Origin of the sequence: Pseudomonas abieticivorans, assembly GCF_023509015.1 — a bacterium.
In the GTDB taxonomy this organism is placed as follows: domain Bacteria; phylum Pseudomonadota; class Gammaproteobacteria; order Pseudomonadales; family Pseudomonadaceae; genus Aquipseudomonas; species Aquipseudomonas abieticivorans.
Map to the genome: position 1 here is coordinate 6,329,214 of NZ_CP094975.1, position 25,498 is coordinate 6,354,711.

20 protein-coding genes and 2 pseudogenes are annotated in these 25,498 nt (G+C 63.0%); 8 read left to right on the top strand and 14 right to left on the bottom strand.

Annotated elements, in window-relative coordinates; all coding sequences use genetic code 11:
- Nucleotides 1–19: 19 nt before the first annotated feature.
- On the bottom strand, nucleotides 20–1,396 hold the full coding sequence (locus L9B60_RS28705) for a glutamine synthetase family protein (protein WP_249674480.1): 1,377 nt from the start codon (nucleotides 1,394–1,396) through the stop codon (nucleotides 20–22).
- Between the two features lie 270 nt (nucleotides 1,397–1,666).
- Between L9B60_RS28705 and L9B60_RS28710 the strand changes: the two genes are divergently transcribed.
- The 5 genes and pseudogenes from L9B60_RS28710 (at nucleotide 1,667) to L9B60_RS28730 (ending at nucleotide 6,731) form a co-directional block, all read left to right on the top strand.
- Nucleotides 1,667–2,428: a gamma-glutamyl-gamma-aminobutyrate hydrolase family protein gene (locus L9B60_RS28710; protein WP_249674482.1), complete on the top strand. Its 762-nt coding sequence runs from the start codon at nucleotides 1,667–1,669 to the stop codon at nucleotides 2,426–2,428.
- A gap of 216 nt (nucleotides 2,429–2,644) precedes the next feature.
- Complete coding sequence (locus tag L9B60_RS28715; protein ID WP_249674483.1) at nucleotides 2,645–3,787, top strand: ABC transporter ATP-binding protein; 1,143 nt, start codon at nucleotides 2,645–2,647, stop codon at nucleotides 3,785–3,787.
- Between the two features lie 26 nt (nucleotides 3,788–3,813).
- A complete protein-coding gene (locus L9B60_RS28720; RefSeq protein WP_249680205.1) occupies nucleotides 3,814–4,695 on the top strand; it encodes an ABC transporter permease subunit in 882 nt (293 codons plus the stop codon).
- Nucleotides 4,692–5,589: pseudogene (locus tag L9B60_RS28725) on the top strand (ABC transporter permease subunit). The gene L9B60_RS28720 and the pseudogene L9B60_RS28725 overlap by 4 nt, the downstream one beginning before the upstream one ends.
- Nucleotides 5,590–5,633: 44 nt before the next feature.
- The gene (locus L9B60_RS28730) at nucleotides 5,634–6,731 is read left to right on the top strand and encodes a polyamine ABC transporter substrate-binding protein (protein ID WP_249674485.1); all 1,098 of its coding nucleotides are present in this window, start codon (nucleotides 5,634–5,636) and stop codon (nucleotides 6,729–6,731) included.
- A 298-nt stretch (nucleotides 6,732–7,029) separates the two neighbouring features.
- On the opposite strand, the gene L9B60_RS28735 is transcribed toward L9B60_RS28730, so the two are convergent.
- The 4 genes from L9B60_RS28735 to L9B60_RS28750 form a co-directional block, all read right to left on the bottom strand.
- Nucleotides 7,030–7,875, bottom strand: a complete 846-nt coding sequence (locus tag L9B60_RS28735; protein ID WP_249674487.1) for a sugar phosphate isomerase/epimerase family protein — start codon at nucleotides 7,873–7,875, stop codon at nucleotides 7,030–7,032.
- 52 nt (nucleotides 7,876–7,927) lie between these two features.
- The gene (locus tag L9B60_RS28740; protein ID WP_249674489.1) at nucleotides 7,928–8,530 is read right to left on the bottom strand and encodes a LysR family transcriptional regulator; all 603 of its coding nucleotides are present in this window, start codon (nucleotides 8,528–8,530) and stop codon (nucleotides 7,928–7,930) included.
- Between the two features lie 34 nt (nucleotides 8,531–8,564).
- On the bottom strand, nucleotides 8,565–10,925 hold the full coding sequence (locus L9B60_RS28745; RefSeq protein ID WP_249680207.1) for a DNA polymerase II: 2,361 nt from the start codon (nucleotides 10,923–10,925) through the stop codon (nucleotides 8,565–8,567).
- 183 nt (nucleotides 10,926–11,108) lie between these two features.
- Entirely contained in the window at nucleotides 11,109–11,279 is a 171-nt protein-coding gene (locus tag L9B60_RS28750) for a hypothetical protein (protein WP_249674491.1), read from the bottom strand.
- Between L9B60_RS28750 and L9B60_RS28755 the strand changes: the two are divergent.
- Nucleotides 11,263–11,679 (top strand): annotated as a pseudogene (locus tag L9B60_RS28755) (HAD-IA family hydrolase); the annotation flags it as partial. The gene L9B60_RS28750 and the pseudogene L9B60_RS28755 sit on opposite strands and share 17 nt — an antisense overlap.
- A gap of 74 nt (nucleotides 11,680–11,753) precedes the next feature.
- On the opposite strand, the gene L9B60_RS28760 reads toward L9B60_RS28755, so the two are convergent.
- Entirely contained in the window at nucleotides 11,754–12,197 is a 444-nt protein-coding gene (locus tag L9B60_RS28760; protein WP_249674493.1) for a winged helix-turn-helix transcriptional regulator, read from the bottom strand.
- A gap of 108 nt (nucleotides 12,198–12,305) precedes the next feature.
- Here L9B60_RS28760 and L9B60_RS28765 point away from each other — a divergent pair, with 108 nt between their 5' ends.
- Both L9B60_RS28765 and L9B60_RS28770 read left to right on the top strand, forming a co-directional pair.
- Entirely contained in the window at nucleotides 12,306–13,484 is a 1,179-nt protein-coding gene (locus L9B60_RS28765) for an MFS transporter (protein WP_249674494.1), read from the top strand.
- A gap of 327 nt (nucleotides 13,485–13,811) precedes the next feature.
- Nucleotides 13,812–15,929 carry a TonB-dependent siderophore receptor gene (locus L9B60_RS28770; RefSeq protein WP_249674496.1) on the top strand — a complete coding sequence of 706 codons (2,118 nt, stop codon included), beginning with the start codon at nucleotides 13,812–13,814 and terminating at the stop codon, nucleotides 15,927–15,929.
- Between the two features lie 171 nt (nucleotides 15,930–16,100).
- Here L9B60_RS28770 and L9B60_RS28775 read toward each other — a convergent pair whose 3' ends face one another.
- The 8 genes from L9B60_RS28775 to L9B60_RS28810 all read right to left on the bottom strand — a co-directional run bounded on the left by L9B60_RS28775 (nucleotide 16,101) and on the right by L9B60_RS28810 (nucleotide 25,440).
- Nucleotides 16,101–17,363: a histidine-type phosphatase gene (locus tag L9B60_RS28775; RefSeq protein ID WP_249674497.1), complete on the bottom strand. Its 1,263-nt coding sequence runs from the start codon at nucleotides 17,361–17,363 to the stop codon at nucleotides 16,101–16,103.
- A gap of 7 nt (nucleotides 17,364–17,370) precedes the next feature.
- On the bottom strand, nucleotides 17,371–19,491 hold the full coding sequence (locus L9B60_RS28780) for a TonB-dependent receptor (protein ID WP_249674500.1): 2,121 nt from the start codon (nucleotides 19,489–19,491) through the stop codon (nucleotides 17,371–17,373).
- A gap of 114 nt (nucleotides 19,492–19,605) precedes the next feature.
- Nucleotides 19,606–20,031: an ExbD/TolR family protein gene (locus tag L9B60_RS28785; RefSeq protein ID WP_249674502.1), complete on the bottom strand. Its 426-nt coding sequence runs from the start codon at nucleotides 20,029–20,031 to the stop codon at nucleotides 19,606–19,608.
- Nucleotides 20,031–20,759, bottom strand: coding sequence for a MotA/TolQ/ExbB proton channel family protein (locus L9B60_RS28790; protein ID WP_249674504.1), 729 nt, complete (start codon nucleotides 20,757–20,759; stop codon nucleotides 20,031–20,033). The genes L9B60_RS28785 and L9B60_RS28790 overlap by 1 nt, the downstream gene beginning before the upstream one ends.
- Nucleotides 20,760–20,839: 80 nt before the next feature.
- Nucleotides 20,840–21,550, bottom strand: coding sequence for an energy transducer TonB (locus L9B60_RS28795; RefSeq protein ID WP_249674506.1), 711 nt, complete (start codon nucleotides 21,548–21,550; stop codon nucleotides 20,840–20,842).
- 193 nt (nucleotides 21,551–21,743) lie between these two features.
- Nucleotides 21,744–23,096 carry an MFS transporter gene (locus tag L9B60_RS28800; RefSeq protein WP_438866161.1) on the bottom strand — a complete coding sequence of 451 codons (1,353 nt, stop codon included), beginning with the start codon at nucleotides 23,094–23,096 and terminating at the stop codon, nucleotides 21,744–21,746.
- 62 nt (nucleotides 23,097–23,158) lie between these two features.
- The gene (locus tag L9B60_RS28805; protein ID WP_249674509.1) at nucleotides 23,159–24,481 is read right to left on the bottom strand and encodes an MFS transporter; all 1,323 of its coding nucleotides are present in this window, start codon (nucleotides 24,479–24,481) and stop codon (nucleotides 23,159–23,161) included.
- An 80-nt stretch (nucleotides 24,482–24,561) separates the two neighbouring features.
- Nucleotides 24,562–25,440: an SMP-30/gluconolactonase/LRE family protein gene (locus L9B60_RS28810; protein WP_249674511.1), complete on the bottom strand. Its 879-nt coding sequence runs from the start codon at nucleotides 25,438–25,440 to the stop codon at nucleotides 24,562–24,564.
- Between the last annotated feature and the right edge of the window lie 58 nt (nucleotides 25,441–25,498).

Genomic DNA, 25,498 nt, shown 5'->3' on the forward strand with positions numbered 1-25,498 from the left:
ATATAAAAGGGGGTTGACGTCAAACGGTGTGCAGGTACCAGTTGTATTCCAGGTCCGAAATCGAGTTTTCGAACTCGGCCAGCTCGCTTTCCTTGCAGGCGACAAACACATCGGTGTACTTGGGGTCGATGTAGCGCGCCAGAATTTCGCTGTCATCCAACTCGCGCAGGGCATCACGCAGGTTGTTGGGCAGGCTTTGCTCGTTCTGCTCGTAGGAGTTGCCTTCCACCGGTGCACCCGGCTCGATCTGGTTCGTCAGGCCGTGATGCACGCCGGCAAGCACCGATGCCAGCAGCAGGTAGGGGTTGGCGTCGGCACCGGCCACGCGGTGTTCGATGCGCACCGAGTCCGCCGAGCCTGTCGGCACGCGCACCGCTACCGTGCGGTTATCGATGCCCCAGCTCGGCGAGTTGGGCACGTAGAACTGCGCACCAAAGCGCCGGTACGAGTTGACGTTGGGGCACAGGAAGGCCATGGATGCCGGCAGGGTTTGCAGCACGCCGCCGATCGCATGGCGCAGGGCTGCGTTCTGTTCGGGGTCTTCACTGGTAAAGATGTTCTTGCCGCTTTTGTCCAGGATCGAGATGTGCACGTGCAGGCCGTTGCCCGCTTGCCCCGGGTACGGCTTGGCCATGAACGTGGTGTCCATCTCATGGTCGTAGGCGATGTTCTTGATCAGGCGCTTGAGCAACACTGCGTAGTCGCAGGCCTTGATCGGGTCGGCGACGTGGTGCAGGTTCACTTCGAACTGGGCCGGGGCACTTTCCTTGACGATGGCGTCGGCAGGGATACCCTGCTCTTTGGCGCCTTCAAGGATGTCTTGCAAGCAGTCGACGTACTCGTCCAGGTCGTCGATCAGGTACACCTGGGTCGACACCGGGCGCTTGCCGGAGATGGGTGAGCGCGGCGACTGCGGCCGGCCGTTCACGTTGTCCTGGTCGATGAGGTAGAACTCAAGCTCGAAGGCCGCACAGATGGTCAGGCCCAGGTCGTCGAATTGCTTGACCACCTGGCGCAGCACCTCGCGCGGGTCGGCGAAAAACGGCTCGCCTTCCAGTTCGTGCATGGTCATCAACAATTGCGCGGTGGGGCGTTTCTGCCAGGGCTCCATGCTCAGGGTACCTGGGATGGGATAGCAGATACGATCGGCATCGCCGATGTCCAGGCCCAGGCCGGTGCTTTCCACTGTTGCGCCATTGATGTCCAGGGCAAACAGCGAGGCCGGCAGGTTGATACCTTTCTCATAGACTTTGTGCAGGCTGGCGCGCTCGATACGCTTGCCGCGGACCACGCCGTTCATGTCTGCAATCAGAAGGTCGACGTACAAAACCTCGGGATGCTGCTTAAGGAAAGTGTTCGCTTCGTTAAGCTGAACAACGCGCGGGGAGACCGCCATGATGAAACACCTTTGCTGTTAATTATTATGTTCACTGCCCTTCTCTATTCCAGTCAATCCGAAAGGCTTGGGGAAGTCAAGAGCACCAAAACGAGGCTTGATCAGGTTTTTCAACCGATCAGGAGGCGCCAAATAGGCCGGCAAAGATGAAATAACCAAAGATATTCAACGCCGCGTGCTGAATTTTTTACAGGACGGTTGTTAAAAAAAATCAACAAGGCTAAGCTCTCGAAAAGCTCGTTCAAGTGTGGTTTTTCGAGGTGAATAAAAATGGCAATCAAGCCATTGGTGGGTGTAAGTGCGTGCGTCAAAGAGATCGGGCTGTATGCCTGGCACGCCAGCGGTAGCAAGTACCTGGAGGCCGTGTGCACGGCCGCACAGGGGCTGCCCGTGATTCTCCCGGCGCTGGGCGAACTGTCGGACACCGACGGCCTGCTCGAGCATCTGGACGGCTTGCTGTTTACCGGCTCGCCGTCCAACGTCGAACCTTTCCATTACCAGGGCCCGGCCAGCCAGCCTGGCACCGTGCACGACCCCCTTCGGGACCACACCACGCTGCCCCTGCTGCGCGCAGCGGTGGCCGCGGGCATTCCGGTGCTGGGCATCTGCCGCGGCTTCCAGGAAATGAACGTGGCCTTTGGCGGCAGCCTGCACCAGAAGGTGCGGGAAACCGGCAGCTACATGGACCACCGCGAGCCCGCCCACCCAAGCCTTGAGGTGCAGTATGCCGCCGCCCACGACGTGGACGTGCAGCCAGGCGGCGTGCTCCAAGCCATCGGCCTGCCCCAGGTCATCCAGGTCAATTCCCTGCACCACCAAGGCGTCGATCGCCTGGCACCCGGCTTGCGCGTCGAGGCCTTGGCCGGCGACGGCCTGGTGGAAGCAGCTTCTATAGAAGGCAGCAAGGCATTCGCCCTGGGCGTGCAATGGCACCCCGAATGGCAGGTGCTGAGCAACCCGCCCTATTTGCGCATTTTCCAGGCCTTTGGCGATGCCTGCCGGCTACGCGCCGAGCAACGCAGCGCACGCTGACGACGCCTATTTTTTCTGCCAAGCCCGTCACACCCGCGTCATCCGACCAGGACACGCCGCAACGCGTGCCTGCTCGACCGAGTTAACACGACAACAACAAGCAGCACTAGGCAGCAAGGATGGCTGCGCTGAAGTGGTCCGCACCCTGCGGATTTGAAATCAACTATTAGGCTCGGCCGATTTGGCCGGGCTGCTAACACCTGTTGGGAGTTTCACATGGCAAACGCCTCCAGCATTTACAGGAAGGCTCTAGAAGGCAACCCGCAACCGAAAAAGGTGCTGGTCAAGATCGATAGGGTCACCAAGAAGTTTGACGAGACGATTGCCGTGGACGATGTGTCCCTGGACATCCATCAAGGCGAGATCTTCGCCCTGCTGGGTGGCTCCGGCTCCGGCAAATCCACACTCCTGCGCATGCTGGCAGGCTTCGAACGGCCGACCGAAGGGCGCATCCTGCTCGACGGCGTCGACATTACCGACCTGCCGCCCTACGAGCGGCCGATCAACATGATGTTCCAAAGCTACGCATTGTTCCCGCACATGACCGTGGCGCAGAACATTGCCTTTGGCCTTAAGCAAGACCGCCTGGCTGCCGCCGAAATCGACGCCCGGGTCGAAGAGATGCTCAAGCTGGTGCACATGACCCAGTACGCCAAGCGCAAACCGCACCAACTGTCCGGTGGCCAGCGCCAGCGCGTGGCCCTGGCCCGCTCCCTGGCCAAGCGGCCAAAGCTGTTGTTGCTCGACGAACCTATGGGCGCCCTGGATAAAAAGCTGCGCTCGCAAATGCAGCTGGAACTGGTAGAGATCATCGAACGCGTGGGCGTGACCTGCGTGATGGTGACCCACGACCAGGAAGAGGCCATGACCATGGCCCAGCGCATCGCCATCATGCACCTGGGCTGGATCGCCCAGATCGGCAGCCCGATCGATATCTACGAAGCCCCGGTCAGCCGCATGGTGTGCGAGTTCATCGGCAACGTGAACGCCTTCGACGGCACCGTGATCGATGACCAGGAAGGCCACGCGGTGATCCGCTGCAAGGACCTGGCCCAACCGATCTACGTGGGCCACGGCGTCAGCACCTCGGTAGAAGACAAGTCCGTCACCTACGCCATCCGCCCGGAAAAACTGCTGGTCAGTACGATCCAGCCGACCGCCGAATACAACTGGTCCAAGGGCAAGGTGCACGACATCGCCTACTTGGGCGGCCACTCGGTGTTCTACGTGGAGCTGCCAAGCGGCAAAGTGGTGCAGTCGTTCATGGCCAACGCCGAACGCCGTGGCGCCCGGCCAACCTGGGACGACACCGTGTACGTCTGGTGGGAGGATGACAGCGGCGTGGTACTGCGCGCATGAAAACTCTCAACTCCCTGCAGCGGCTGATCCCCAGTGGCCGCAAGCTCGTCATCGGCGTGCCGTTCATCTGGCTGTTCCTGTTTTTCATGCTGCCGTTCTTCATCGTGATGAAGATCAGCTTCTCGGAAGCGGCCTTGGCCATTCCGCCGTACACGGAGCTGGCAAGCTTCGTCGACCAGAAGCTCCAGGTGCTGTTGAACCTGGGCAACTACACCCTGCTGGCCGACGATGACCTGTACCTGTCGGCCTACCTGGGCTCGCTCAAGGTGGCCTTTTTCAGCACCGTGATGTGCCTGGTGATCGGCTTCCCGATGGCCTACGCCATTGCAAAGGCCAAGAAAGAAGTGCAGACCGTGCTGTTGCTGCTGATCATGATGCCGACCTGGACGGCGATCCTGATCCGCGTGTATGCCTGGATGGGCATCCTCAGCAACAACGGCCTGCTCAATGCCTTCTTGATGTGGACCGGCATCATCCAAAACCCGATCGAGATCCTCAACACCAACACCGCCGTGTACATCGGCGTGGTGTACGCCTACCTGCCCTTCATGATCCTGCCGTTGTTCGCCAACCTGGTGAAGCACGACCAGAGCCTGTTGGAAGCAGCGTCGGACTTGGGTTCCAGCACCTTCAACAGCTTCTGGAAAATCACCGTGCCGCTGGCCAAGAACGGCATCATCGCCGGCTGCATGCTGGTGTTCATCCCGGTGGTGGGCGAGTTCGTTATCCCGGAACTGCTGGGCGGCCCGGAAACCCTGATGATCGGCCGCGTGTTGTGGCAAGAGTTCTTCAACAACCGCGACTGGCCTGTGGCCTCGGCGTTGGCCGTGATCATGCTGGGCATCCTGATTATCCCGATTCTGCTCTTCAACCGCAGCCAGGCCAAAGAGATGGAGGGGCGCGCATGAAACGTTTCGAGTTTTCCAAGCTGATGTTGGTGCTGGGCCTGCTGTTCATCTACCTGCCCATGGTGATCCTGGTCATCTATTCGTTCAACGACTCCAAGCTGGTGACGGTCTGGGGCGGTTGGTCGGTGCGTTGGTACGCAGGCCTGTGGGACAACAAGCAACTGATGGGTTCGGTGGGCCGTTCGCTGGAGATCGCCTGCTACACCGCGTTCGCCGCAGTGGTGCTGGGCACCCTGGCCGCGTTCGTGCTGACCCGCGTCACCCGCTTCAAGGGCCGCACGCTGTTCGGCGGCCTGGTGACCGCGCCCCTGGTGATGCCCGAAGTAATCACCGGCCTGTCGCTGTTGCTGCTGTTCGTAGCCATGGCCCAATCCCTGGGCTGGCCGCAGGAGCGCGGGGTGATGACCATCTGGATCGCCCACACCACGTTCTGCGCCGCCTATGTGGCGGTGGTGGTGTCGGCGCGCCTGCGTGAGCTGGATTTGTCCATCGAAGAGGCGGCCATGGACCTGGGTGCGCGCCCCTTGAAGGTGTTCTTCCTGATCACCATCCCGATGATCGCGCCCTCGTTGGCGGCCGGCGGCATGATGTCGTTCGCCCTGTCGCTGGATGACCTGGTGTTGGCCAGCTTCGTGTCGGGGCCGGGCTCCACCACCCTGCCGATGGAAGTGTTCTCGGCGGTGCGCCTGGGCGTGAAACCGGAAATCAAGTGCCATCGCCAGCCTGATCCTGTTGGCCGTGTCGTTCGTGACCTTCGGTGTGTGGTACTTCGGCCGCCGCGCCGAGAAGAACCGCGTGCGGGCCCTGCAAGAAGCCATGGAGCAGACCGCCAGCGAGTCCTATACCCCACAGGCAACACCTGCAAAGAAAAAAATGGCGGGTGCGGTCGCCTGAAGCGGCCGCGTTTTCCCGACCTGTAACAAGAATTGGAGTTGTACATGAATACGTTTGGCAGGACCCTCCTGGCCGTGTCCTTCCTGGGCTTGTTTTCCACTGCCGCCCAGGCTGATGACCAGGTGCTGCGGGTTTACAACTGGTCGGACTACATCGCCCCCGACACCGTGAAGAAGTTCGAGGCCGAGACCGGCATCCGCGTGGTCTACGACTTGTTCGACAGCAACGAAACCCTGGAAGCGCGGCTGCTGGCCGGCAAGTCGGGCTACGACATCGTGGTGCCGTCCAACAGTTTTTTGGCCAAGCAGATCAAGGCCGGGGTGTACCAGCCGCTGGACAAATCCAAGCTGCCCAACTGGAAAAACCTGAACACCACGCTGCTCAACAACGTGGCTGCCAGCGACCCGGGCAACGCCCACGCATTCCCGTACATGTGGGGCTCGATCGGCATCGGCTATAACCCTGACAAGGTCAAGGCCGTGCTGGGCAAGGACGCCCCGGTCAATTCCTGGGACCTGCTGTTCAAGCCCGAGAACGCCGCCAAGTTGAAAAGCTGTGGCATCAGCTTCCTCGATTCGCCCACCGAGATGCTGCCGGTGGCCCTGCATTACCTGGGCTACCCGGTGAACACGCAGGACAAAAAGCAGATCGCCGAGGCTGAAGGGCTGTTCATGAAAATCCGCCCCTACGTGGCGTATTTCCATTCCTCCAAGTACATCTCGGACCTGGCCAACGGCAATATCTGCGTGGCCGTGGGCTATTCGGGCGACATCTACCAGGCCAAGGCCCGGGCGCAGGAGGTGGGCGGCAAGACGCACATCGAGTACAGCATTCCCAAGGAAGGCGCAGGCAGTTTCTACGACATGGTCGCCATCCCGCGGGACGCCGGCAACGTCGAGGGCGCGTACAAGTTCATGAACTTCTTGATGCGCCCGGAGATCATGGCCGAAATCACCAACAGCGTGGGCTACAGCAACGCGAACGCGGCGGCCACGCCCTTGGTCGACGAAGCCATCCGCGACGACCCGGGCTCCTACCCGCCCCAGGACGTACTGGCCACCCTGTACGCGGTGCCCGACCTGCCGATCTCGATTCAACGCTACATGACCCGCAGCTGGACGCGGGTCAAGCTGGGCAAGTAAGCCCCCACCCTATTCCGTTCACGCAGCGCCTTACCACCGCTGCACCGATCTGAACGGCTTCACCTGGCCTCCCTCGGTTGAGGTGAATTTTCAAGGCGCCTTCGGGCGCCTTTTTTTTATCCATCGCGCAGGCCATGCGCCAACTACCAAGGCAGGCAACACCTACCCCACAGGCTACGGCACGATGCAACAAATGTGGGAGCGAGCTTGCTCGCGAAGCGCCCGCGCGGCGCTTCGCGAGCAAGCTCGCTCCCACATGACCTTTAAGATTCGTGTTGCCGGCCTTGTGTGACGGGTGTCAAAGCCATTCGCGCATATACGCCAGGCTCTTGGCGATCGCCGCATCCTCCGGCCCGTGGTCAGGGTGCAGGTAATCCAGCTCCAGCGCCAGTAACCCGTCGAAGCCATGCTCGCGCAGCAGCTCGAAGGTACGCGGTATATCGATCAGCCCCTGCCCCACCGGCACGCTGGGCCAAAAGCCGAAGTCCCGCGGGCTGCCCCGGTAGGCGGTGATGTCCTTGATGTGAGTGGCCTTGGCATGAGGGGCCAATTGCTCGATGACCAGCATCGGGTCTTCCAGCATGCGCAGATTGTTCGCGGTGTCCAGGCACACGCCCAAGGCTGGGCTGGCGACGGCGTCGAGCAACTCCAGCACCTCGGCAGCGTACAGGTCGACGTGGTTTTCCATGGCCAGCACCATGCCTTGGCCCTGCGCGTAGTCCGCGGCCTGCTTGAGCAACGGCACCAGCCGCGCCTTGTGTTCAAGCCAGGTCTCAGGCCGGGTCCGCCGCCCGCCGGCACAAATGCGCATGACACGGGCGCCCAAGGCGCGGCCGATGTCCACATGCTCCAGCAGCTCGGCCAGCGCTTCGGGGCGATTGCCTGAACCCAGCCCATGAGGGTGACCCCAGGCCCACACCAACTCCAGTTGAGCCGCTTGGAGCCGCTCGCGCAGTTGCGCCAAGTACGCCGGGGAACGATCTGCCAGCATGAATGATTCGATCGACACACCTTGCACGGCGTGGCCCCGGGCCTTTTCGATAAAGTCTTCCAAGGTCATGCGCTGGCCCGGGTCGGTTTCCAGGTGCGGGTACACCTCGCCGAAGTAGCGGTGGTAGCAGTAGGAGTCGATGGCCAGCTTCACAGTGCGTTCCTTATTGTGCGGTTTGCAAGGACCATACTGTATTTTTGGAATGCTATTCCACTAATTTTTGATGGCCCCGCAACCACGGCACCGCCAGGTCGACAAAGCTGCGCACCCGCGCCGAGGCCTTCAGGCCGTCGCGATAGACCACCTGCACCGGCACACCCTCCGGCAGGTGCCCTACCCTGATCGCCACCAACGAGGAGCTGGGCAATTGCCCCGCCCACACCACCACGTCCCAAGGCGGTTCATGGGCACTGGGCAAATCAGGCCGGTAATCCACCTGCAGGCTCACCTCGGGGTAACGGTCCAGATAATCAAGCAGCAGCGGCACGCTGATCGAAGGGTTGAGTATGGGCGGCATCACCACCCGCAACAGCCCTTTGGCGTGCACCTGCAACCCTTTGGCAAAGGCGTCGGCCTGCTCAACCTGAGCCAAGAGTTTGGCGCAGTCGACGGCGAAGCGCTGGCCGGCCTCGGTAAGGGAAATGCCTTGAGTGGTGCGCTCGATCAAGCTGACGCCCAGGCGTTGCTCCAACGCAGCCATGGCGCGCATGACCGTGGGGCCTGCGACGTTCAAGGCACGTGCAGCGCCAGCCAGGCTGGTGTGCTGGGCGACGCTGTGGAAGATGAGGAGTTGGTGATAGCGGTTCATGATTTCAGGGTCTGTAAGGCGTCAACAGCATCCATCAAAACAACCCCATCTGCCCCCCCACCAACGTCGAAAAATCATCCCCCACAAATGGCAATATCGCATCCGCCACCGGCTGCAACTGCCGCGTCACGTAATGATCGTAGTCAATCGCGCTCACCCTTGCCTCCAGCGGCTCGGGCCCTGCCACGGCGATCACGTAGTTGATCCAGCCGCCGTTCTGATACTGGCGCACACGGCCCTGCTGGTCGTTGTACTCGTCGGCCAAGCGCGCCGCGCGCACATGGGGCGGCACGTTGCGCTCGTAGTCGTCCAAGGCGCGGCGCAGGCGCTTGCGGTACACCAGGCGCTCGTCGTATTCACCCGCCAGGGTGCGGCGTACGTAGTCACGCACGTAGTCCTGATACGGCACGCGGTGAAAGATGCGCTGGTAGAGCTCCTGCTGAAACTGCTGGGCCAACGGCGACCAGTCGCTGCGCACGGTTTCCAGGCCCTTGTAGACCATCTCCTGGCGGCCATCGACGCGGGTCACCAAGCCTGCGTAGCGCTTCTTGCTGCCCTCCTCGGCGCCGCGAATGGTCGGCATCAGAAAGCGCGAGAAATGCGTCTCGAACTGCAGCTCCAGCGCACTTTCAAGGCCCAGTTCGACGTGCAGGTGCTCGCGCCACCAGTCGTTGACCAACTGCACCAACGCCTTGCCGATGGCGGCGGCTTCAGCTTCGCCGTGGGGGCCCTTGAGCCAGACGAAGGTGGAGTCCGTGTCGCCATAAATCACGGCATAACCCTGCCCTTCGATCAGCTCGCGGGTACGGCGCATGATCTCGTGGCCACGCAAGGTAATGCTGGACGCCAGGCGCGTGTCGAAAAAGCGGCAACCGCTGGAGCCCAGCACGCCGTAGAAGGCGTTCATGATGATTTTCAGGGCCTGGGACAACGGCGCGTTCTGCGTGCGCTTGGCCGTCTCGCGGCCCTGCCACACCCGCTCGACAATCGCTGGCAGGCAGTGCCGGGTTCGGGAAAAACGCGCCCCGCGAAAACCGGGTACCGATGCATCGTCGCCGGGGTCACGCAGGCCCTCGATCAAGCCCAGCGGGTCGATCAGAAAGGTGCGGATGATCGAGGGGTACAGGCTTTTGTAATCAAGCACCAGCACCGAGTCGTAAAGCCCGGGCTTTGACTCCATCACGAAACCACCGGGGCTGGCCTCGGGCGGGCGCTCGCCCAGGTTCGGCGCGACAAAGCCCTGGCGGTGCATCAACGGCAGGTACAGGTGGGTAAACGCCGCCACCGAGCCGCCACTGCGATCCACCGGCAGCCCGGTGACCGTGGCCCGCTCCAGCAGGAACGTCAGCAACTGGGTCTTGGCGAAGATTCGCGTCACCAGCTCGCAGTCGCGCAAGTTGTAGCGTGCCAGCGCGGGTTTGTCTTGGGCGAACATGCGGTCGATGGCGTCCATGCGCTGGTACGGGTCATCGATCGCCTTGCCTTCGCCCAGCAGGGTTTGCGCGACGTTTTCAAGGCTGAAGGAAGTAAAGCTCCAGGTCGCCGAGCGCAGCCCCTCGATGCCATCGATGATCAGGCGCCCGGCGGCCGCGGCAAAAAAGTGCGTGCGGCTGCCGTGCTCGCGCCACTGCATTTCTTCGCCATTGCGCCCCAGGCGCAAAGGCACGGCCAGGCGCCGGGCGTGCTCGTGCAGCACGCGCAAATCAAACTGCACCACGTTCCAGCCGATGATCGCGTCGGGGTCGTGCAGCGCCATCCAGTGGTTGAGCCGCTGCAACATCACCACGCGGCTGTCGCAGTACTCCAGGTCGAAATCCACCTGCGCCGCATCGCCATTGGCCGGGCCCAGCATGTACACCTGGCGCTGCCCGCAGCCTTCAAGGGCGATGGAGTACAGCTCGCCCTGGGCGGTGGTCTCGATGTCCAGCGACGCCAGCTTGAGCGTGGGGCGGTAGTCGGGCGCGGGTTTGAGCTGGGCGTCCAGCAAGACGCCACTGGCATCCGGCGTGCCGCTGAACAGCACGGGCGCGGTAATAAAGCGCTCCATCAGGTAGCGTTCGGGCGGGCGGATATCGGCCTCGTACACCTGCACCCCGGCCTGGCGCAGGCGCTTGTCGAGGTCGATCAGGGTGCGATGCTGCTGGCAATACAGGCCCAGCACCGGGCGGTGATGAAAGTCGCACAACTGCAAGGGGCGCAGCTCCACGCCACGCTCCGCGCTCAACAACACCTCGGCCTGCCCGCGCTGCTCGGCCGGCACAAAGGCCACCGAGGGCTGAATCGGCAGGCGAACCTGGCGCGGCCCGTCATCGGTCGCCAGCCAGAATTCCACCTGGGTGCCTGCGGGCGTGTCCTGCCAATGCCGGGTCAGGACGAAGCCCTGCTGTACATCCACTGCGGTGACCTCGATCAACTGAGCCAAACGCCCATTCTACCCCCGTAGGAGCGGATTCATCCGCGAAAAGAGCAACGCGTAGTCCCTGGCTTACCGCAGCGCCCTTTTCGCAAATAAACCCGGCCGCCAGACCGCCGCGCCTAAAAGCGCTACTGAGGTTAGCGATCAGCCCGCTTTACGACGTTACGCCAACACCTCGCGCACATACCCCACGAACGCCCGCTGCACCCCATCCAATACCGTCGCACCGCTCACCAGGGCCATCTCCGAGGCCGGCACCGCCGGTAATTCCTCGCACACCTGATGGCTGGGCAACACGGCGCTCAGCGGCAGCACCGCCGCCATCCCGGCCATGCCGCCGTTTCCCGAGGTGGTCGCGACGCTACGCCAGCTCAAGGCCCGCGGCTACAAGCTGTGCATTGTGTCCAGCACCGACGACGCGCTGATCGCGGGCAACGTCGCGCAACTGGGCGGCACCATCGACCGGGTCATCACCGCCCAGCAGGCCGGCGCCTACAAGCCCGGCCCCAGGTTGTTCGAGCATGCCCACCAGCAATTGGGCGTGAGCCGCGAGCAGGTGGTGCATATTTGCGCCAGCCCCCACCTGGACCACGCGGCCGCCCGCGACATGGGCTTTCGGTGCGTGTGGATCGACTGCGGCAGCGGTCGCCAGTTACTGGCCGACTATCGCCCCGACGCCACCTTGGCTGCCCTCGATGCAGTCTTGCCACTGTTCCAGTCCTTGGGCTGGTGACGACAGCGCGCGGGCCCACCTGGACAGCGCGATGCGCCAGCTAAGGGCTGCGGGCAACCCTTTGGCGCAGTCACTCAAGCCTTGACCACCGGTTGCCGGTGGCAGTCCTCTGGTGCAAGCGGGCGGCCATCCAGCGCGCGTACCTGCAACGGCGCCACGGCCTGCCCTTGCTGGTTGTCTACCAGCTGGGAGTGGGTTTCGCCCGGCGCAAATAACTGCTGCTCGCCCCATTGGCGCAGCGCAACCACCACGGGGAATACCTGGCGGCCCCGGTCGGTCAGTGCGTATTCCTTGTAGGCGCTGCCATCAGAGGCTGGTTGGACGTCGAACACCCCCACCTCAACCAACGTCTTGAGTCGCGCCGCCAGCATGTTTTTCGCCAGGCCCAGGCTCTTCTGGAATTCGCCAAAGCGGCGCATGCCATCGAAGGCGTCGCGGATGATCAGCAGCGACCAACGCTCGCCTACCGCTTCCAATGCTCGCGCTACCGGGCATTGCCGGGGGTCATCTGTCGCCATGTGAATCTCCGAGGGTTGCCAGCCAATGTGGTTGCATTTTAAAACCTAAAAAGCTAAAAAGGCAAAATCTGGTTTTAAAATAAAACCTCTCTGCTGGAACCCCTCACCATGAATGCCCCCGCGCGCCCCACCCTGACCCATGGCCTGACCGTGTTGTTTGCGTTCACTTGCGCCTTGGCCGTTGCCACGGTGTATTTCGTGCAACCGCTGCTGGACGCCATCGGCCCAAGCCTGGGTGTGCCCCAAGGCCACCTTGGCTTAGTGGTGACGTTTACCCAGCTGGGCTATGCAGCCGGCCTGGTGCTGATCGTGCCGTTGGGCGACCGGCTGGACAGGCGCACGCTGATCATCAGCCAACTGTGCCTGTCTACGCTGGCCTTACTGGTGGCAGCCTGTTCACCCAGTTGGGGCGTGCTGCTACTGGCGATGCTAATCGTCGGCTCGATGGCCGTGGTCATCCAGGTGCTGGTGGCCTTCACCGCCAGCATCGCCTCGCCGTCGCAACGCGGCCAGGCGATCGGAACGGTCACCAGTGGCGTGGTGATGGGTATTTTACTGGCGCGCCTGGTGTCCGGGTTGGTGGCAGACCTCGCCGGCTGGCGGGTCGCGTTTTTGCTGTTCGCGACGCTGATGCTGGTGTCGGCAGCCACCCTGTACCGGCTGATGCCCCGCGCCCAGTTGCCCGCCTCGCCCTTGCGCTACCGGGCGCTGCTGGCGTCGCTGTTCAGGCTGTTACTTACCCAGCGCACGCTACGCCGGCGCGGCCTGCTGGCGTTACTGGTGTTTGCCGATTTCAGCGTGTTCTGGAGCGCCATGGTGCTGCCCCTGAGCGCCGCGCCCCTGTCGCTCAGCCACACCCAGATCGGCCTGTTGGGCCTGGCCGGTGTCGCCGGGGCACTGGCCGCCGCAAAGGCTGGTGGCTGGGCCGACCGCGGGCTGGGCTCACGCACCACTATTATTGCCCTGGCGCTGTTGACGCTGTCCTGGCTGCCGCTGGCTTGGGGCCCCTCATCGCTGTCAGCCTTGCTGCTCGGGGTGTTGTTGCTCGACTTCGCCGTGCAGGCGCTGCACGTCACCAATCAGAGCCTGATTTTCGCCAGCCAGCCCCATGACCAAAGCCAGCTGGTGGGCGCTTACATGTGCTTTTACTCGGTGGGCAGTGGGCTGGGGGCGCTGGCTGCCACGCAGGTGTATGCCCTGTGGGGCTGGCTGGCGGTGTGCGTATTGGGCGCGGCGATTGGTGCGGTGGCGTTTGTTTATGGATGGGCGATCAGGTCAGGTCCATAACTGCCCGACGACAGTGACTTCAAGGCCATTGCCGAGCGGGATGCGGCACAGGCCTCGGCGCTCGAACTGTGCGATACGGCCAACCCTGGGCGGTGATCCCGTAGGAGCGGATTGATCCGCGAAAAGCACACCGAGGTGCGTCAGGAAATTCAGGTGTTCTTTTCGCGGATGAATCCGCTCCTACAGGCCCCGAAACGTAAGCACTCCGACACATTAAAAAAGATTGAATCTTCTTGTGCGTTTGGGATTGATTCCCACTCACAACCTGAAACATAATTGCCAATCACTCTCATTTATACCCATAAAAGCCCGGAGTATCGGCCGTTCATGCGCACCTTGTCCCCCCTGCCCACCCAGATCATTTCGATCATCGCCTTGGGCATGCTCAGCACCGCCCACGCCGCCGACACCACGCTCAACCTGGCCCCCACGGCAATCAACTCAACTGCCGACAGCCAGGATGGCGTCACCCAGGGGTATCAAGGCAAGCCCAGTGCGGCCGCGACCAAGCTGAACCTGACCGCGCAGGAAACGCCACAAGGCGTGACCACCATCACCCGCGAGCAGATGGACGACTTCAAGCTCAACAGCATCCGCGACGTGATGACCAGCACCCCTGGCGTTAACGTGCAGAAGATCGAGACCGACCGCACCTACTTCACCGCGCGGGGGTTTGACATCACCAACTTCCAGACCGATGGCACCGGCATGCCGTTGACCAACGGCTTGCTGGTGGGCGACATCGATATGGCGCCTTATGAGAGCGTGGACATCATCCACGGCGCCAACGGTCTGATGTCCGGCGCGGGCAACCCGTCGGCCACGGTCAACTTCGTGCGCAAGCGCCCCACCTACGACCCACAAGCCAAGGTCGAGGTCACGGGCGGCTCCTGGGACAAGCGCCGCGTGGACATCGACGTGTCCGGGCCGCTGACTGACTCGGGCAACATCCGCGGCCGGGTGGTGTACGCCAACGACAACAGCAATTCCTACCTTGACCACTACTCGCGCGAGAAGAATATTTTCAGCGGCACGCTGGCGTTCGACCTCAGCGACAGCGACGTGCTGACCGTGGGCTATGAAGACCAGAAGAGCAACGCCAACGGCGCCAGCTGGGGCTCGCTGCCGCTGGTCGACGGCAACGGCCAGGCGGTGCACTACAGCAGCACCCATTCCAACATCGGCCAGCCGTGGGTTTACTGGGACGTGCACACCACCAAGGCCTTCGCCGAGTGGGAGCACAGCTTTGCCAACGATTGGAAGTCCAAGCTGACCATCACTGGCGCCGAGCACCGCGAAGACACGCAGATGTTCTACATACTGGGGTCTACCACCTCCAGCACCGGCTACAGCGGCTTGTCGTCCAAGTACAACGACAAGAACCACGAGCTGGACGGCGACCTGTCGTTCAGTGGCCCGTTCAGCCTGGGCGGCCGCGAGCACCAGTTGACCTTCGGCGCCAACTACGCGCGCCAGCACAACCAGGAACGCTCGCTGTACGACTCTTCGATGTATTACTCCGACGTGTCCCTGGACAGCGCCCTGCACGGTGCGGTGCCCAAGCCCACCTACGACATCGCCAACGCCGCCGACACCTCGGACTTCGTCGACCGCCAGAAGAGCCTGTACGCCGGCGCCCGCTTCAGCCTGATGGATGACCTGCACCTGATCACCGGTGCACGCATGCTCAGTGCCGACAGCGACGGTGAAAACTACGGCACCGGCCGTAACGTGCGCATCCACGGCAAGGTAACGCCTTACGCGGGCCTGGTGTATGACCTGACTCCGGAGTATGCGCTGTACACCAGCTACACCGAGGTCTACAGCCCACAATACAACCTGGACCCCACCGGCAAGGTACTCGCCCCGCTGGAAGGCAAAAGCTACGAGGCCGGCATCAAGGGCTCGCTGCTGGACAAGAAGCTGGACGTGTCGGCGGCGGTGTTCCACACCAAGCAAGACAACGTGGCCACGTATGCAGGCTACGACGCGAGCAAAGGCGGCTACGTGTATGACGGCCTGTCGTACAAGAGCAGCGGCATCGAGTTGCAGGCCTCGGGCGAAGTCTACCCAGGCCTTGACGTGAACGGTGGCTACACCTACGTCTACATCACCGACGCCGACGACAACCGCGCGCGCAAATTCATCCCCCGCCACGCCTTTACCTCGGACGTGACTTACCGACTGCCGATGGCACCGAAGGTCAAGGTGGGCGGCAGCCTCAGCTGGCAGAGCGCGGTGTCCAACGACGACAGCCCGAACGCCAAGCAAGAGGCCTATGCCTTGGTGGGCCTGATGACCCGCTACGACATCGACAGCCACTGGAGCACGCAGCTGAACGTCAACAACCTGACCAACCAGAAGTACCTGATGAGCACGCGCTACAACCAAAGCAACTTTGGCGACCCGCGTAACCTGACGGCTTCGGTGAGCTGGAAGTATTAAGGATTAGGGCTGCGGCGGCTTCTTCGTGGATAAATCCGCCCCTGTAGCGGATTTATCCGCGAAAAGACCACCGCGTTGAATCAGGCATACTGCGGCGCAGTTTTTCGCGGTTAAATCCGCTCCTACGCAAGCGGGATTTATCCGCGAAGGCCGCATCGCAACGCCATCGCCTTACTGCGTATACCGCTGCACCTCCATCGCACTGCGGTCCAGGCGTTTTTCCATCGCCGCGACAAACCCCTGCAACGGCATCAACGCCGCCCCCGCATAGCCCGGGTACTGCACCTGAAACGGTGCCGCCGTGGACAAGCTGCGCAATTGGTCCAGGCTCTGCGCCACGTAGCTCAAGCTGACAAACTGCTCGCCGGTATGGTCATTTACCCAACGTTTGAACAGGATCGTGCCGCCTGGCGCTGCGTCGTTCTGCGGGTATTCGGCAATCTTCCAGTCAAAGCCCAACAGCGTGCGCAACTGCGCGATGTTGCTGTCGTGGCCCACGTAGGCCAGCCATTTCGTCCCAGGCGGGCTACCCGCGGTGGCTGGTTGCAAGGCCTCCAGGATTTGCCCGAGCAGTTGCGAGGCACCGCGCTGGGCGATGTAGGGCACGTGGTTGCTCAACGCGTATTTACCTGAACGCAAAGCCATCAAGCGCGACACGTCGGCGGCCGTGCGCCCCTCGCCAAACGCCACCTGGTCCAGCGGCAGGCCTTCGGCGTATTCCATGCGGATCGTCTCGCTCATGGCCGCGCCCACGCTCAGGGGGCCGCCGAGCTTGATCGTGCCGCCTTTGTTTTTCAGCGCCCAGGGCTGCTCGCTCAGGGCACAGGTTTTTTTCGCGCAGGGCGTCGGCACCCCCACCAATTGCTGCATCGCCAACAACGGTGCGGCGTAATGCTGGCGCGCAGCATCCACGCTGCCGCCCATGGCCTGCACCATGGCTGCCTGGGTACGGGCCGGGTCCAGCGGGGCCAGGCCATTTTCGCTGCCATGGAACAGTCGGTCGTCACGCTCGCGGGCATGCTGCACCGGCACCTTGCAGCCGGGGAACATCCCCGCCAGCAACGCGGCGCTAGTGGCCTGGGTGCGCGCCACCGGGCTGGACCACACGTAGGCATCGCCGGCCGCTGGGCACTGGCCGGCCTTGAACAGGCCGAGTTCATCCAGGGTGTGCCGCTGCCATTGGCCCAATAGCTCGATGGCGTCGCGCCCATGGGCGGTCAGCTGCCCGTCGCGGGTACCGAATGCCGGCCAGGTCTTCGCCGACCAGCTTTGCAGTTCGGCGGTATCGGTGGCTGGGCGGATGCCGTGGCGCATCACCAGCACCACCTTGTCCAAACGCAAGCCGGTGGTGTCCAGCGGCGCGGAAAATGCCGGCAGGGCCAGGCATACGCCCAGCGCCAATCCCACACAGTGCAACACAGTCGATTTCATCATCAGGGGCCTAGAAGTCATAACGGGCATTGAGGCTAAGGGTACGGGGCGAACCGGGCTGCAGGTAGTTTTCCTGGTAGTAGGTCCAGTACTTTTTGTTGGCAAGGTTAGTGACGTTGGCGCCGAACGTCAGCGCGTGGCCGCCGGCGAGGCGCAGGCGATAACCGCCGCCGGCGTCGAACAGGCTGTAGGCCGGCAGCGTGTTGACGTTGCCCGAGTCCACCGCCATTTCGCCGATGCGCTGGGCGCCGGTGTGCAGGAACAGGCCGGGCACCACGGGCACGCGGTAGGTGATCTGAGTCGCGGCCTGGTAATGCGCAGCGCCGGCCGCACGGTTGCCGTCCACGTCGTCGCCGGCGTCGCGGTACTCCGAGTCCAGCGACATGATGCTGCCTTCCACGGTCAGGTCCGGCGTGGGGTCGATGCTGGCGTTCAGCTCCAGGCCCTGGTAGCGAATGGTGCCGCTCTGCACATAGACGTTGGCGGCGTTGGTGTACTCGGCGCCGCGATCGATGCGAAAGGCCGCCGCCGTGGCACTCCAGTTGCGCTGCTGGGCCTTCACGCCCACCTCATATTGCTTGCTGCGCAGCGGGCCTTGGGTCTGGTCGGCGTTGACCGTGGAACTGGGCGCGGTGCCACCGCTTTCCAGGGATTCGACGTAGCTGGCGTACAGCGTCACGTCCTGGGTGGGCTTGTACATCAGCGCCACGGTCGGGGTGGCCGGCCGGGCTTTGTAGCGCGTGGCGTCGGAGGTGGCCGAGTCGTGGGTTTCTTCTCGGAAGGTTTCGTTGCGCAGCCCCGCCAGCAAGGACCAATGCTCGCCCAGGCCGATGGTGTCGCTGGCGAACACTGCGCTTTCGTTGATCTTGTCGTCGCCGTAGGTGCCGCCGCTGTAGTCGATGTTGTACACCGAAAAAATCGTCGGGTTGTACAGGTTGCCCTTGCCCACGGTGGTCTTGGGCGTGTTCACCGACTTGTTCGAGTTAAGTTCGGAGTAGCTGCTGCCCAGCACCAGGTCGTGACTGAACCAGCCGGTAGTGAACTTGCCTTCCAGCGTGCCCATGACGTCGTTGTAGTCGTAGCCGTGGTACTCGGAACTGACCTTGTCGGAGTAGTTGCCGCTATTGCTGGAGATCTGGTACTGATCCTTGGCGTAGCGGCGGTTCGAGTCACTGTAGCGGTAGGCCAGCTTGCCCTGCCAATCGGGCGAGAACCTGTAGGTCGCGCTCAAGGTCGACAGGCTGTAGTCGACGTCGGTGTAGGAGCCGTTGCTGTACAGGCGCTTGCTGCCGTCGATGGGCTTGGGCAAGGCGTATTGGGTGTTGACGATGATGTCGGTGCCGCCGCTGGTCTTGCGCTGCTGGTACAGGGTGTCGAAGTCGATGCTCAGGTCATCGCTCAGCTGTGCATTCAGCGCCAGGCCCACTGCGGTGCGGTTGACCTTGGCCCCGCCCGAGGCGGCGTCGCCCTCCTCGTGCACCACGTTCAGCCGGTAACCAAAGCGCGGGTCGTCCAGGCGCCCGCCGGTGTCCAGGTGCTCCTTGTAGAGGTTGTCGGACTGGTAGCCGGCATCGACGCTGAAGGTGGTCTTGTCGGTGGGCCGCTTGGTCACGTAATTGACGATACCGCCGGGGCTGCCGAAGCCATACATGAAGCCCGATAAGCCTTTGAGCACTTCGACCCGCTCGAACATCTCCAGGGGCATTTCCACGCCGCGGTTGATGTTGGCCATGCCGTCGACCTTGTAGCCGTTCAGGTCGTCCAGCGGCAGGCCGCGCACCGCCAGGGTGGCCGGGTGGGTGCCGTAGCTGGAGCTGATGGACGTGACCGAGGCGTCGTACTTCACCGCCTCCGACAGGATTCCGGCCTGGCGCGCCTGGATCTCTTCGCTGCTGATGGTCTTGATCGAGAACGGCGTGTCGATCACCGCGTGGCTGCCCAGGGCACCACTGGAGGCCTTCTGGTGCAGCGCGGGTTTGCGCTTGGCCGCCTTCACGGTGACCTGGGGCAAGGTGGCCAGCACACTGTCATCGATGGCCGGCGGCGCATCGGCGGCGAAGCTCGGCAAGCTCAGGGCCAGCGCGGCGAAACCGGCACCGGCACGCACGTACAACGGGGTTTTGCGAAACATGACTGCACCTTCGAAAACGGCCACTGCGGGCCCTGTTGGTTTTCTGTGGCGCGCACCTCGCCGTGGCAGGCCATGGGGCCTGCCAACTGCGTTAAGCGAGGGGCGACGCGAGGGTTAAGGGCTAACGGCCTGGGTCACGAAGCCGATCTTGTCCAGGCCACCGGTCTGCGCCGCGGCCATCACCTGCACCACCTTTTCATAGGGTGTGTTGCGCTCGGCGCGCAGGTGCAGTTCGGGCGTGGGTTGGCGGGCGGCGGCCTGGGCGATCAATGCCGGCAGCTCGCTGTCGGCGATGTCGCGATCATCCCAGTGCAGGTGGCCGTTGTTGTCCAGGGCCAGGTCCACGGCGGCTGGCGGCTTGTTGTCTTGCTGCGCGGCAGCCTTGGGCAAGTCGATTTTCACCGCGTGCTGGATCGCCGGCACGGTGATGATGAAAATCACCAACAGCACCAGCATCACGTCCACCAGCGGCGTGGTGTTGATCTCGGGGTTGAAGCTGTCTTCTTCCAGCTCATCGCCACCCAACAGTCCACCGGCCATCAGACGTACTCCGCCTGAGCGTTGAAGGTGCTGCGCGCAGGCTGGGCACCGCGTGGCGTGGCGCGGGCGCCGATCACCAGCAGGTCATGCAGCTCGAAGGCGAACTTGCCCAACTCGCCCAGGGTTTGCTTGTTGCTGCGCACCAGCAGGTTGTAGCCCAGGGTGGCCGGGATGGCCACGGCCAGGCCCAGGGCGGTCATGATCAGGGTTTCGCCCACCGGGCCTGCGACCTTGTCGATGCTCGCGTCCCCGGTCAGGCCGATCTTCATCAGCGCGTGGTAGATGCCCCACACGGTGCCCAGCAACCCCACGAACGGCGCGCTGGAGCCGACCGTCGCGAGGATCGCCATGCCGCCCTGCAGTTGCCCGCCCACGCTCAGGGTGGCCTGGCGCAGTGCGCGGGTCAGCCAGTCGCTGAAGGCCGGCGGGTGCATGTCACCGTCCAGCGCTTCGCGGTGTTGGCGCGCGGCGCTAACGCCGGCATGGGTCAGCTCGGCATAGGCACTGTGGCGGCCCAGTTGCTGCACGCCGTCCTTGAGGGTGGGTGCCCCCCAGAACGCCGCCAACAGCTTGGGCGAACGCAGGCGGTGCAACGCCAGGCGCACCAGTTTGTCGGCAATGACGAACCAGGAGGCGATCGACATCACCAACAGCATCAGGGCCACGCCACGGGTGACGAGGTCTGCCTGCTCCCACAACACATTCAAGCTCAGCGATCCGGTTTCCATGTGCTTTTCCTTTCTTTGAAGTGAGCGCCGCCCTGACCGGGAGGCCCTTCGATAATTGGGGGGTGTTGCCGGGGTGGCGATCAGCTGTCGAGCTGGAACCTGAGCGGCACGATCACGTAGACCGACTCCGCATGGCCGTCTTCCAGGTAAGGCTTGAACAATGCGCCGCGTGCGGCCGCCCTGCCGGCCTCGTCGAGGTTGCCAAAGCCTGATGAACGCACCACGTCGATCGCCCCGGGCTTGCCGTGCTCGTCCACCAGCACGCGCAAAATCACCGTGCCTTCGTGGCCGTCTTCACGGGCGCTTTCAGGGTATTGCGGTTGCGGTTCGCGCAGGTATTGCACGCCACGGGTAAGGGTCTTGGGTTGCGGTGGCGGCGCAGGCGTGGCGGCCACGACGGGCGCGGCGGCCGGGGTGCTGATGGCCGTAGGGCCAGGTGTGGCGACCGGCGCCACCGGGTGCTGCGCGACCTGTGGCTTGGCAACCGGCTTGGGGCGTGCCACCGGGTGCACCGCAGCGACCGGCGCAGGTGTGACCGGCACAACCGGTGGCGGTGGCGTCGGCGCGGCACTGGCCGCAGGCGCAGGCGCCGGCTCATTGATCACCGAGGCGTAGATCGTGCGCGTCACTGGCGTGACTGGCACCGTGGCCGACGGACGATTGAGCTCGCTCAACACCAACGCGTGCACCGCCAGCACCAGCACCACCACACCGCCGCGACGCAGCAGGCGGGTGGCACTGCCGGCGGGCAGCGGTTGTAACGGCAACGTGGGCGAAAGGGTTGCATCCATGGTCATTCTCCTCCCCCAGGCCTACCGGCCGGGTACATCGTGCGCATTCGCTGCGAGCGTCTGGCCTGGGCATTTGCGACACCGGGCAAACGTTACAGGTTGTGTCGCAGGAATATAGGAGCGAGGGATGACAACGACGTTACAGCGATTAATTATCAGGTATGGGTTTTGTGACAAACGCCTGGTGCCCCCCTCAATGAACGCTTTTCCCAAAATCGGTGGCCGCCTGGGATGAACCGGTTGCCACACGGCCTTTTTGCTCATGCCCCATGCGCAAACGCAGCGCCGCGATGGCCGCCACCACCAGCACCCCGGCGATCACCTTCAAGCCATACATGGCATTGCCCGTGGTCTGTTCGATCAGCCCCATCACCGACGGCCCGACAAACCCGCCCAACAAGCCGCACGAGTTGACGAAGCCCAGCCCGCCCGCCAACGCCGCGCCGTTGAGGCGGGAAGCGGGATAAAGAAAGATGATCGACTGCACCACAAAGAACATCACTGCCGAGAGGCAGAACCCCAGCAGGCTGATCACAGGCCCGGCCAGCGAAGCGATGCCAAGGCCAATGGCCATGGTCAGCAGCCCTGTCACCAGCATGCGCCGCGAGCGCTGCGGGCTATTGGCAAACCGTGGCAGTGCGATGGCGCCTGCCGCTGCTGCAAGCCACGGCAAGGAGGTCAGGAAGCCGATCTGCAAGGCGCTCAAATCGCCGTACTTGCCGATAATGCCCGGCAGAAAAAAGATCACCGTGTAGATCGTGATCTGGTGGCAAAAGTACACGAAGATAGCCAGCAGTATTTGCGGTGTCAGGCACTGCTTCAAGGAATGACCCGACTGCCCCGCGCCCTCTTGCGCTTCGCTTGCCAGCCGGCGCTCGATCTGCTGCGCTTCGGCTGGGCTTAGCCAGGTGGCGTCGCTGGGGCGGTTGGGCAGTTTTTTCCACACTACCATGGCAAAGAACGCGGCGGGCAGCCCCTCAAGCAAGAACATCCACTGCCAGCCACGCCAGCCCAGCACGCCGTCAAGTTGCATCAAGGCTGCACCCAAGGGCCCGCCGATGATGTTCGCCAAACATACGCCCAGCAGGAAATAACCGGTGGCGCGGGCGCGCTGTTCGCGGCCAAACCAGTAGGTCAGGTACAGCATCACCCCCGGGAACAGACCGGCTTCGGCGATGCCCAGCAACAGGCGCAACACGTAGAACGATGTCTCGCCCTGCACAAACGCCATGGCTGCCGAAATCAACCCCCAGGTGACCATGATCCGGGCGATCCAGAACCGCGCGCCGACCTTATGCATGATCAGGTTGCTGGGCACCTCCGACAACGCGTACGTCAGGAAAAACAACCCTGCCCCCAACCCGTACGCGGCCGCCGATATGCCCAGGTCCACATCCAAGTGATGCTTGGCCAAGGCGATGTTGGTGCGATCAAGAAAACTCAGCACGTAGGCGGCGATCAGCAGGGGCATGAGTTTGGCGAACAGCAATTTATTCACGGTTGCCGTGTCGCGGGGTGCAGCCTGCACATCAGGCGTTTTTGTCATTGTCATGGGGCGAGCCTCCAGTCACATCGTCAATCGGAACAGCGCAGTTGCGGTGCCGTAGTTCAAATGCCCGGGTGGGCCACCAATACTTCCGGGCGATGGGAAAACAGCTGCAGAAAGGCCCCGCCCAGTGCGCAACCGGCCATCACGAAGAAGCACACGGTGTAGCCGCCCAGGCTGGTCCAGCCGCCGCCCATGGTGATCAAACTGCCCATCAACACCGGCGCAATGCCGCCGCCGATAAACATGGCGGTGGTGATGATGCCGTTGGCGGTGGAGGTCGCCGAGGGTTGCGCGGAGTCCGACGCTACCGCGTAGTAAATCGGCCAGACCGCATTGGCCACCAGGCCAAACAGCAATTGCACGACGACGATGATCAGCGTGGTGCTGGCGAAGTAAAACGCGCCCACGCTCACCGCCATCCAGACCCCGCAGATGATCAGGGTGACGCGCCGGCCAATGATGTCCGACAACGACGGCCAGACCAGTTGCCCGATGATGCCGGTCAGGGTGAACACCACGCTCATGCCGGCCGACTCGGCCAACGACAGGTTGAGGATGTTGTACAGGTAGGCCGGCAGCACAATGTTCACGCCCATGTACACCACCTGCGTCAGCAGGGTATTGCCAGCGGTCAGCGCGATGTTGCGATTGGCCAGGGTGGCCTTGAAAGTGCTCCAGGCCTGGCCCTTGACGTTCGGCGAGGGCGTGCTGTCGGGGGCGGTCATGCCCTTGGCGGCGATGTCGGTGTACAGCTGGGTGATGCGTTCGGCGGTCGAGTAACGCGACCAGAAGATCATCAGCGGTAGCGCCACCACGAAGGCGAAGAAAAACACGTAGCGCCAATTCTCTTCGCCAAAGGTGGTGATGACGAAACTGGCGACGATACCGCTGAGCATCGCGCCGATCGGGTAGCCGGTGTGATGCGCGCCCAAGGCAAAGCCGCGCCGTTCCACCGGCCACCACTCGGCCGTGTTGCTCACACCCACCGGTTCGCCCCAACCTGCGCCGAGGTTCACGCCCACCCGCAAAGCGATGAACGATGCCAGGTGCGCGCTAAGGAACTTGAAGCCCGACAAAAACGATATCGCGGTGTAACCCAGCACCAGGGGCACCTGGAAGCGTGCACGTTTCCAGCCGCCGCCATAGCGGTCGCTCCACACCGAGCCTGGGATATCGAGCACCGCCAGCGCCAGCATGACCACCGTTGCCACGGTGCCCCATTGGTCGGCCGACAGTTCGAAGTGCTTGGAAATGGTCGGCCCCAGGCGCAACACAATCTCGCGATCGTAGGCGTTCAGAATCCAGATCATCCAGCACACCAGCAACGACACCCACGAGTAGCGATGAATCTTGCCCAACGATGCATTCTTATTATTTTGCATGAGGGTCTCCAGCGCGCCATGCGCGCCTTATAGGGAGGAGTTTGTGTCGTCCTTGACCGTCAGTTCGGTCGGTCGGGGGTTCAGCTGGCAAAGCGCCGTTCGGCCACGCCTTTTACACCCAGCCCGGTAATGGCGAACAACGCACCGCGCTGCTGGCCGTCAGCGGGAAAACGCGGCAGCGGTGGCTTGGCCATGGAGGTCACGTACAGGGTGTCCAGGTTGGGCCCACCGAAGGTCAGGCTGGTGACCTTTTTCACCGGCATGTCGATGATGCGGTCGACCTGGCCGTCGGGGCTGTAGCGCACCAGCTTCCCGGCATACACCAGGGCCTGCCACAGGTAACCTTCGGCATCCACGGTGCACCCATCGGCCGCGCCGCCGCCTGTGGTGTCAACCTTGGCGAACGTCCGTCGCCGGGCCACGGCGCCGGTGGCGTTGTCGTAGTCATAGGCCCAGATGTCCCCGGACCAGGTGTCGGCGAAGTAGAAGGTTTCGCCGCTGGGGCTCCAGCACGGGCCGTTGGATACGATGATGCCTTCGTCCAGCGTGTGCAGGCTGAGGTCGGGGTCCAGGCGATACAGCTTGGCGCTGGCGTGCTCTTCCAGGGTGTCCATGGAGCCGAAGATAAACCGCCCCTGGCGGTCGACCTTGCCATCATTGAGGCGGTTGTTCGGGTGCCCTGGCTCCGGGTCGACGAGCAGTTGCAGCTCGCCGCTTGGCAGGTCCAGGTTGTAGAGGCCGCCCTGCAACGCGACGATGGCCGCGTCGCCGTTCTGGCGCAGGGCCATGGAGCCGATTTTCTGCCCCACGTCCCAGGCGCGCAACTCGCGGCCGTCATCGGTGCAGCGCAGTACCCTGCCGTCAAAACTGTCGATCCAGTACAGGCGTTGTTGCTCGATGTCCCACACCGGGCCTTCGCCCAGTGTCGTTTTCACATCGACGAGAATGTCGATACGCATGTGTTCACCTCGGTCTTGTTGTTATGGGAGATGACTGCTGTTAAGCGTGTGGCCGTGG

What these genes read in the sequence shown, in the direction of transcription:
- L9B60_RS28705 (WP_249674480.1), bottom strand. Translation starts at nt 1,396, where the DNA reads ATGGCGGTCTCCCCGCGCGTTGTTCAGCTTAACGAAGCGAACACTTTC.
- L9B60_RS28710 (WP_249674482.1), top strand. Translation starts at nt 1,667, where the DNA reads ATGGCAATCAAGCCATTGGTGGGTGTAAGTGCGTGCGTCAAAGAGATC.
- L9B60_RS28715 (WP_249674483.1), top strand. Translation starts at nt 2,645, where the DNA reads ATGGCAAACGCCTCCAGCATTTACAGGAAGGCTCTAGAAGGCAACCCG.
- L9B60_RS28730 (WP_249674485.1), top strand. Translation starts at nt 5,634, where the DNA reads ATGAATACGTTTGGCAGGACCCTCCTGGCCGTGTCCTTCCTGGGCTTG.
- L9B60_RS28740 (WP_249674489.1), bottom strand. Translation starts at nt 8,530, where the DNA reads ATGAACCGCTATCACCAACTCCTCATCTTCCACAGCGTCGCCCAGCAC.
- L9B60_RS28750 (WP_249674491.1), bottom strand. Translation starts at nt 11,279, where the DNA reads ATGGCCGGGATGGCGGCGGTGCTGCCGCTGAGCGCCGTGTTGCCCAGC.
- L9B60_RS28760 (WP_249674493.1), bottom strand. Translation starts at nt 12,197, where the DNA reads ATGGCGACAGATGACCCCCGGCAATGCCCGGTAGCGCGAGCATTGGAA.
- L9B60_RS28765 (WP_249674494.1), top strand. Translation starts at nt 12,306, where the DNA reads ATGAATGCCCCCGCGCGCCCCACCCTGACCCATGGCCTGACCGTGTTG.
- L9B60_RS28770 (WP_249674496.1), top strand. Translation starts at nt 13,812, where the DNA reads ATGCGCACCTTGTCCCCCCTGCCCACCCAGATCATTTCGATCATCGCC.
- L9B60_RS28775 (WP_249674497.1), bottom strand. Translation starts at nt 17,363, where the DNA reads ATGATGAAATCGACTGTGTTGCACTGTGTGGGATTGGCGCTGGGCGTA.
- L9B60_RS28780 (WP_249674500.1), bottom strand. Translation starts at nt 19,491, where the DNA reads ATGTTTCGCAAAACCCCGTTGTACGTGCGTGCCGGTGCCGGTTTCGCC.
- L9B60_RS28785 (WP_249674502.1), bottom strand. Translation starts at nt 20,031, where the DNA reads ATGGCCGGTGGACTGTTGGGTGGCGATGAGCTGGAAGAAGACAGCTTC.
- L9B60_RS28790 (WP_249674504.1), bottom strand. Translation starts at nt 20,759, where the DNA reads ATGGAAACCGGATCGCTGAGCTTGAATGTGTTGTGGGAGCAGGCAGAC.
- L9B60_RS28795 (WP_249674506.1), bottom strand. Translation starts at nt 21,550, where the DNA reads ATGGATGCAACCCTTTCGCCCACGTTGCCGTTACAACCGCTGCCCGCC.
- L9B60_RS28800 (WP_438866161.1), bottom strand. Translation starts at nt 23,096, where the DNA reads ATGACAAAAACGCCTGATGTGCAGGCTGCACCCCGCGACACGGCAACC.
- L9B60_RS28805 (WP_249674509.1), bottom strand. Translation starts at nt 24,481, where the DNA reads ATGCAAAATAATAAGAATGCATCGTTGGGCAAGATTCATCGCTACTCG.
- L9B60_RS28810 (WP_249674511.1), bottom strand. Translation starts at nt 25,440, where the DNA reads ATGCGTATCGACATTCTCGTCGATGTGAAAACGACACTGGGCGAAGGC.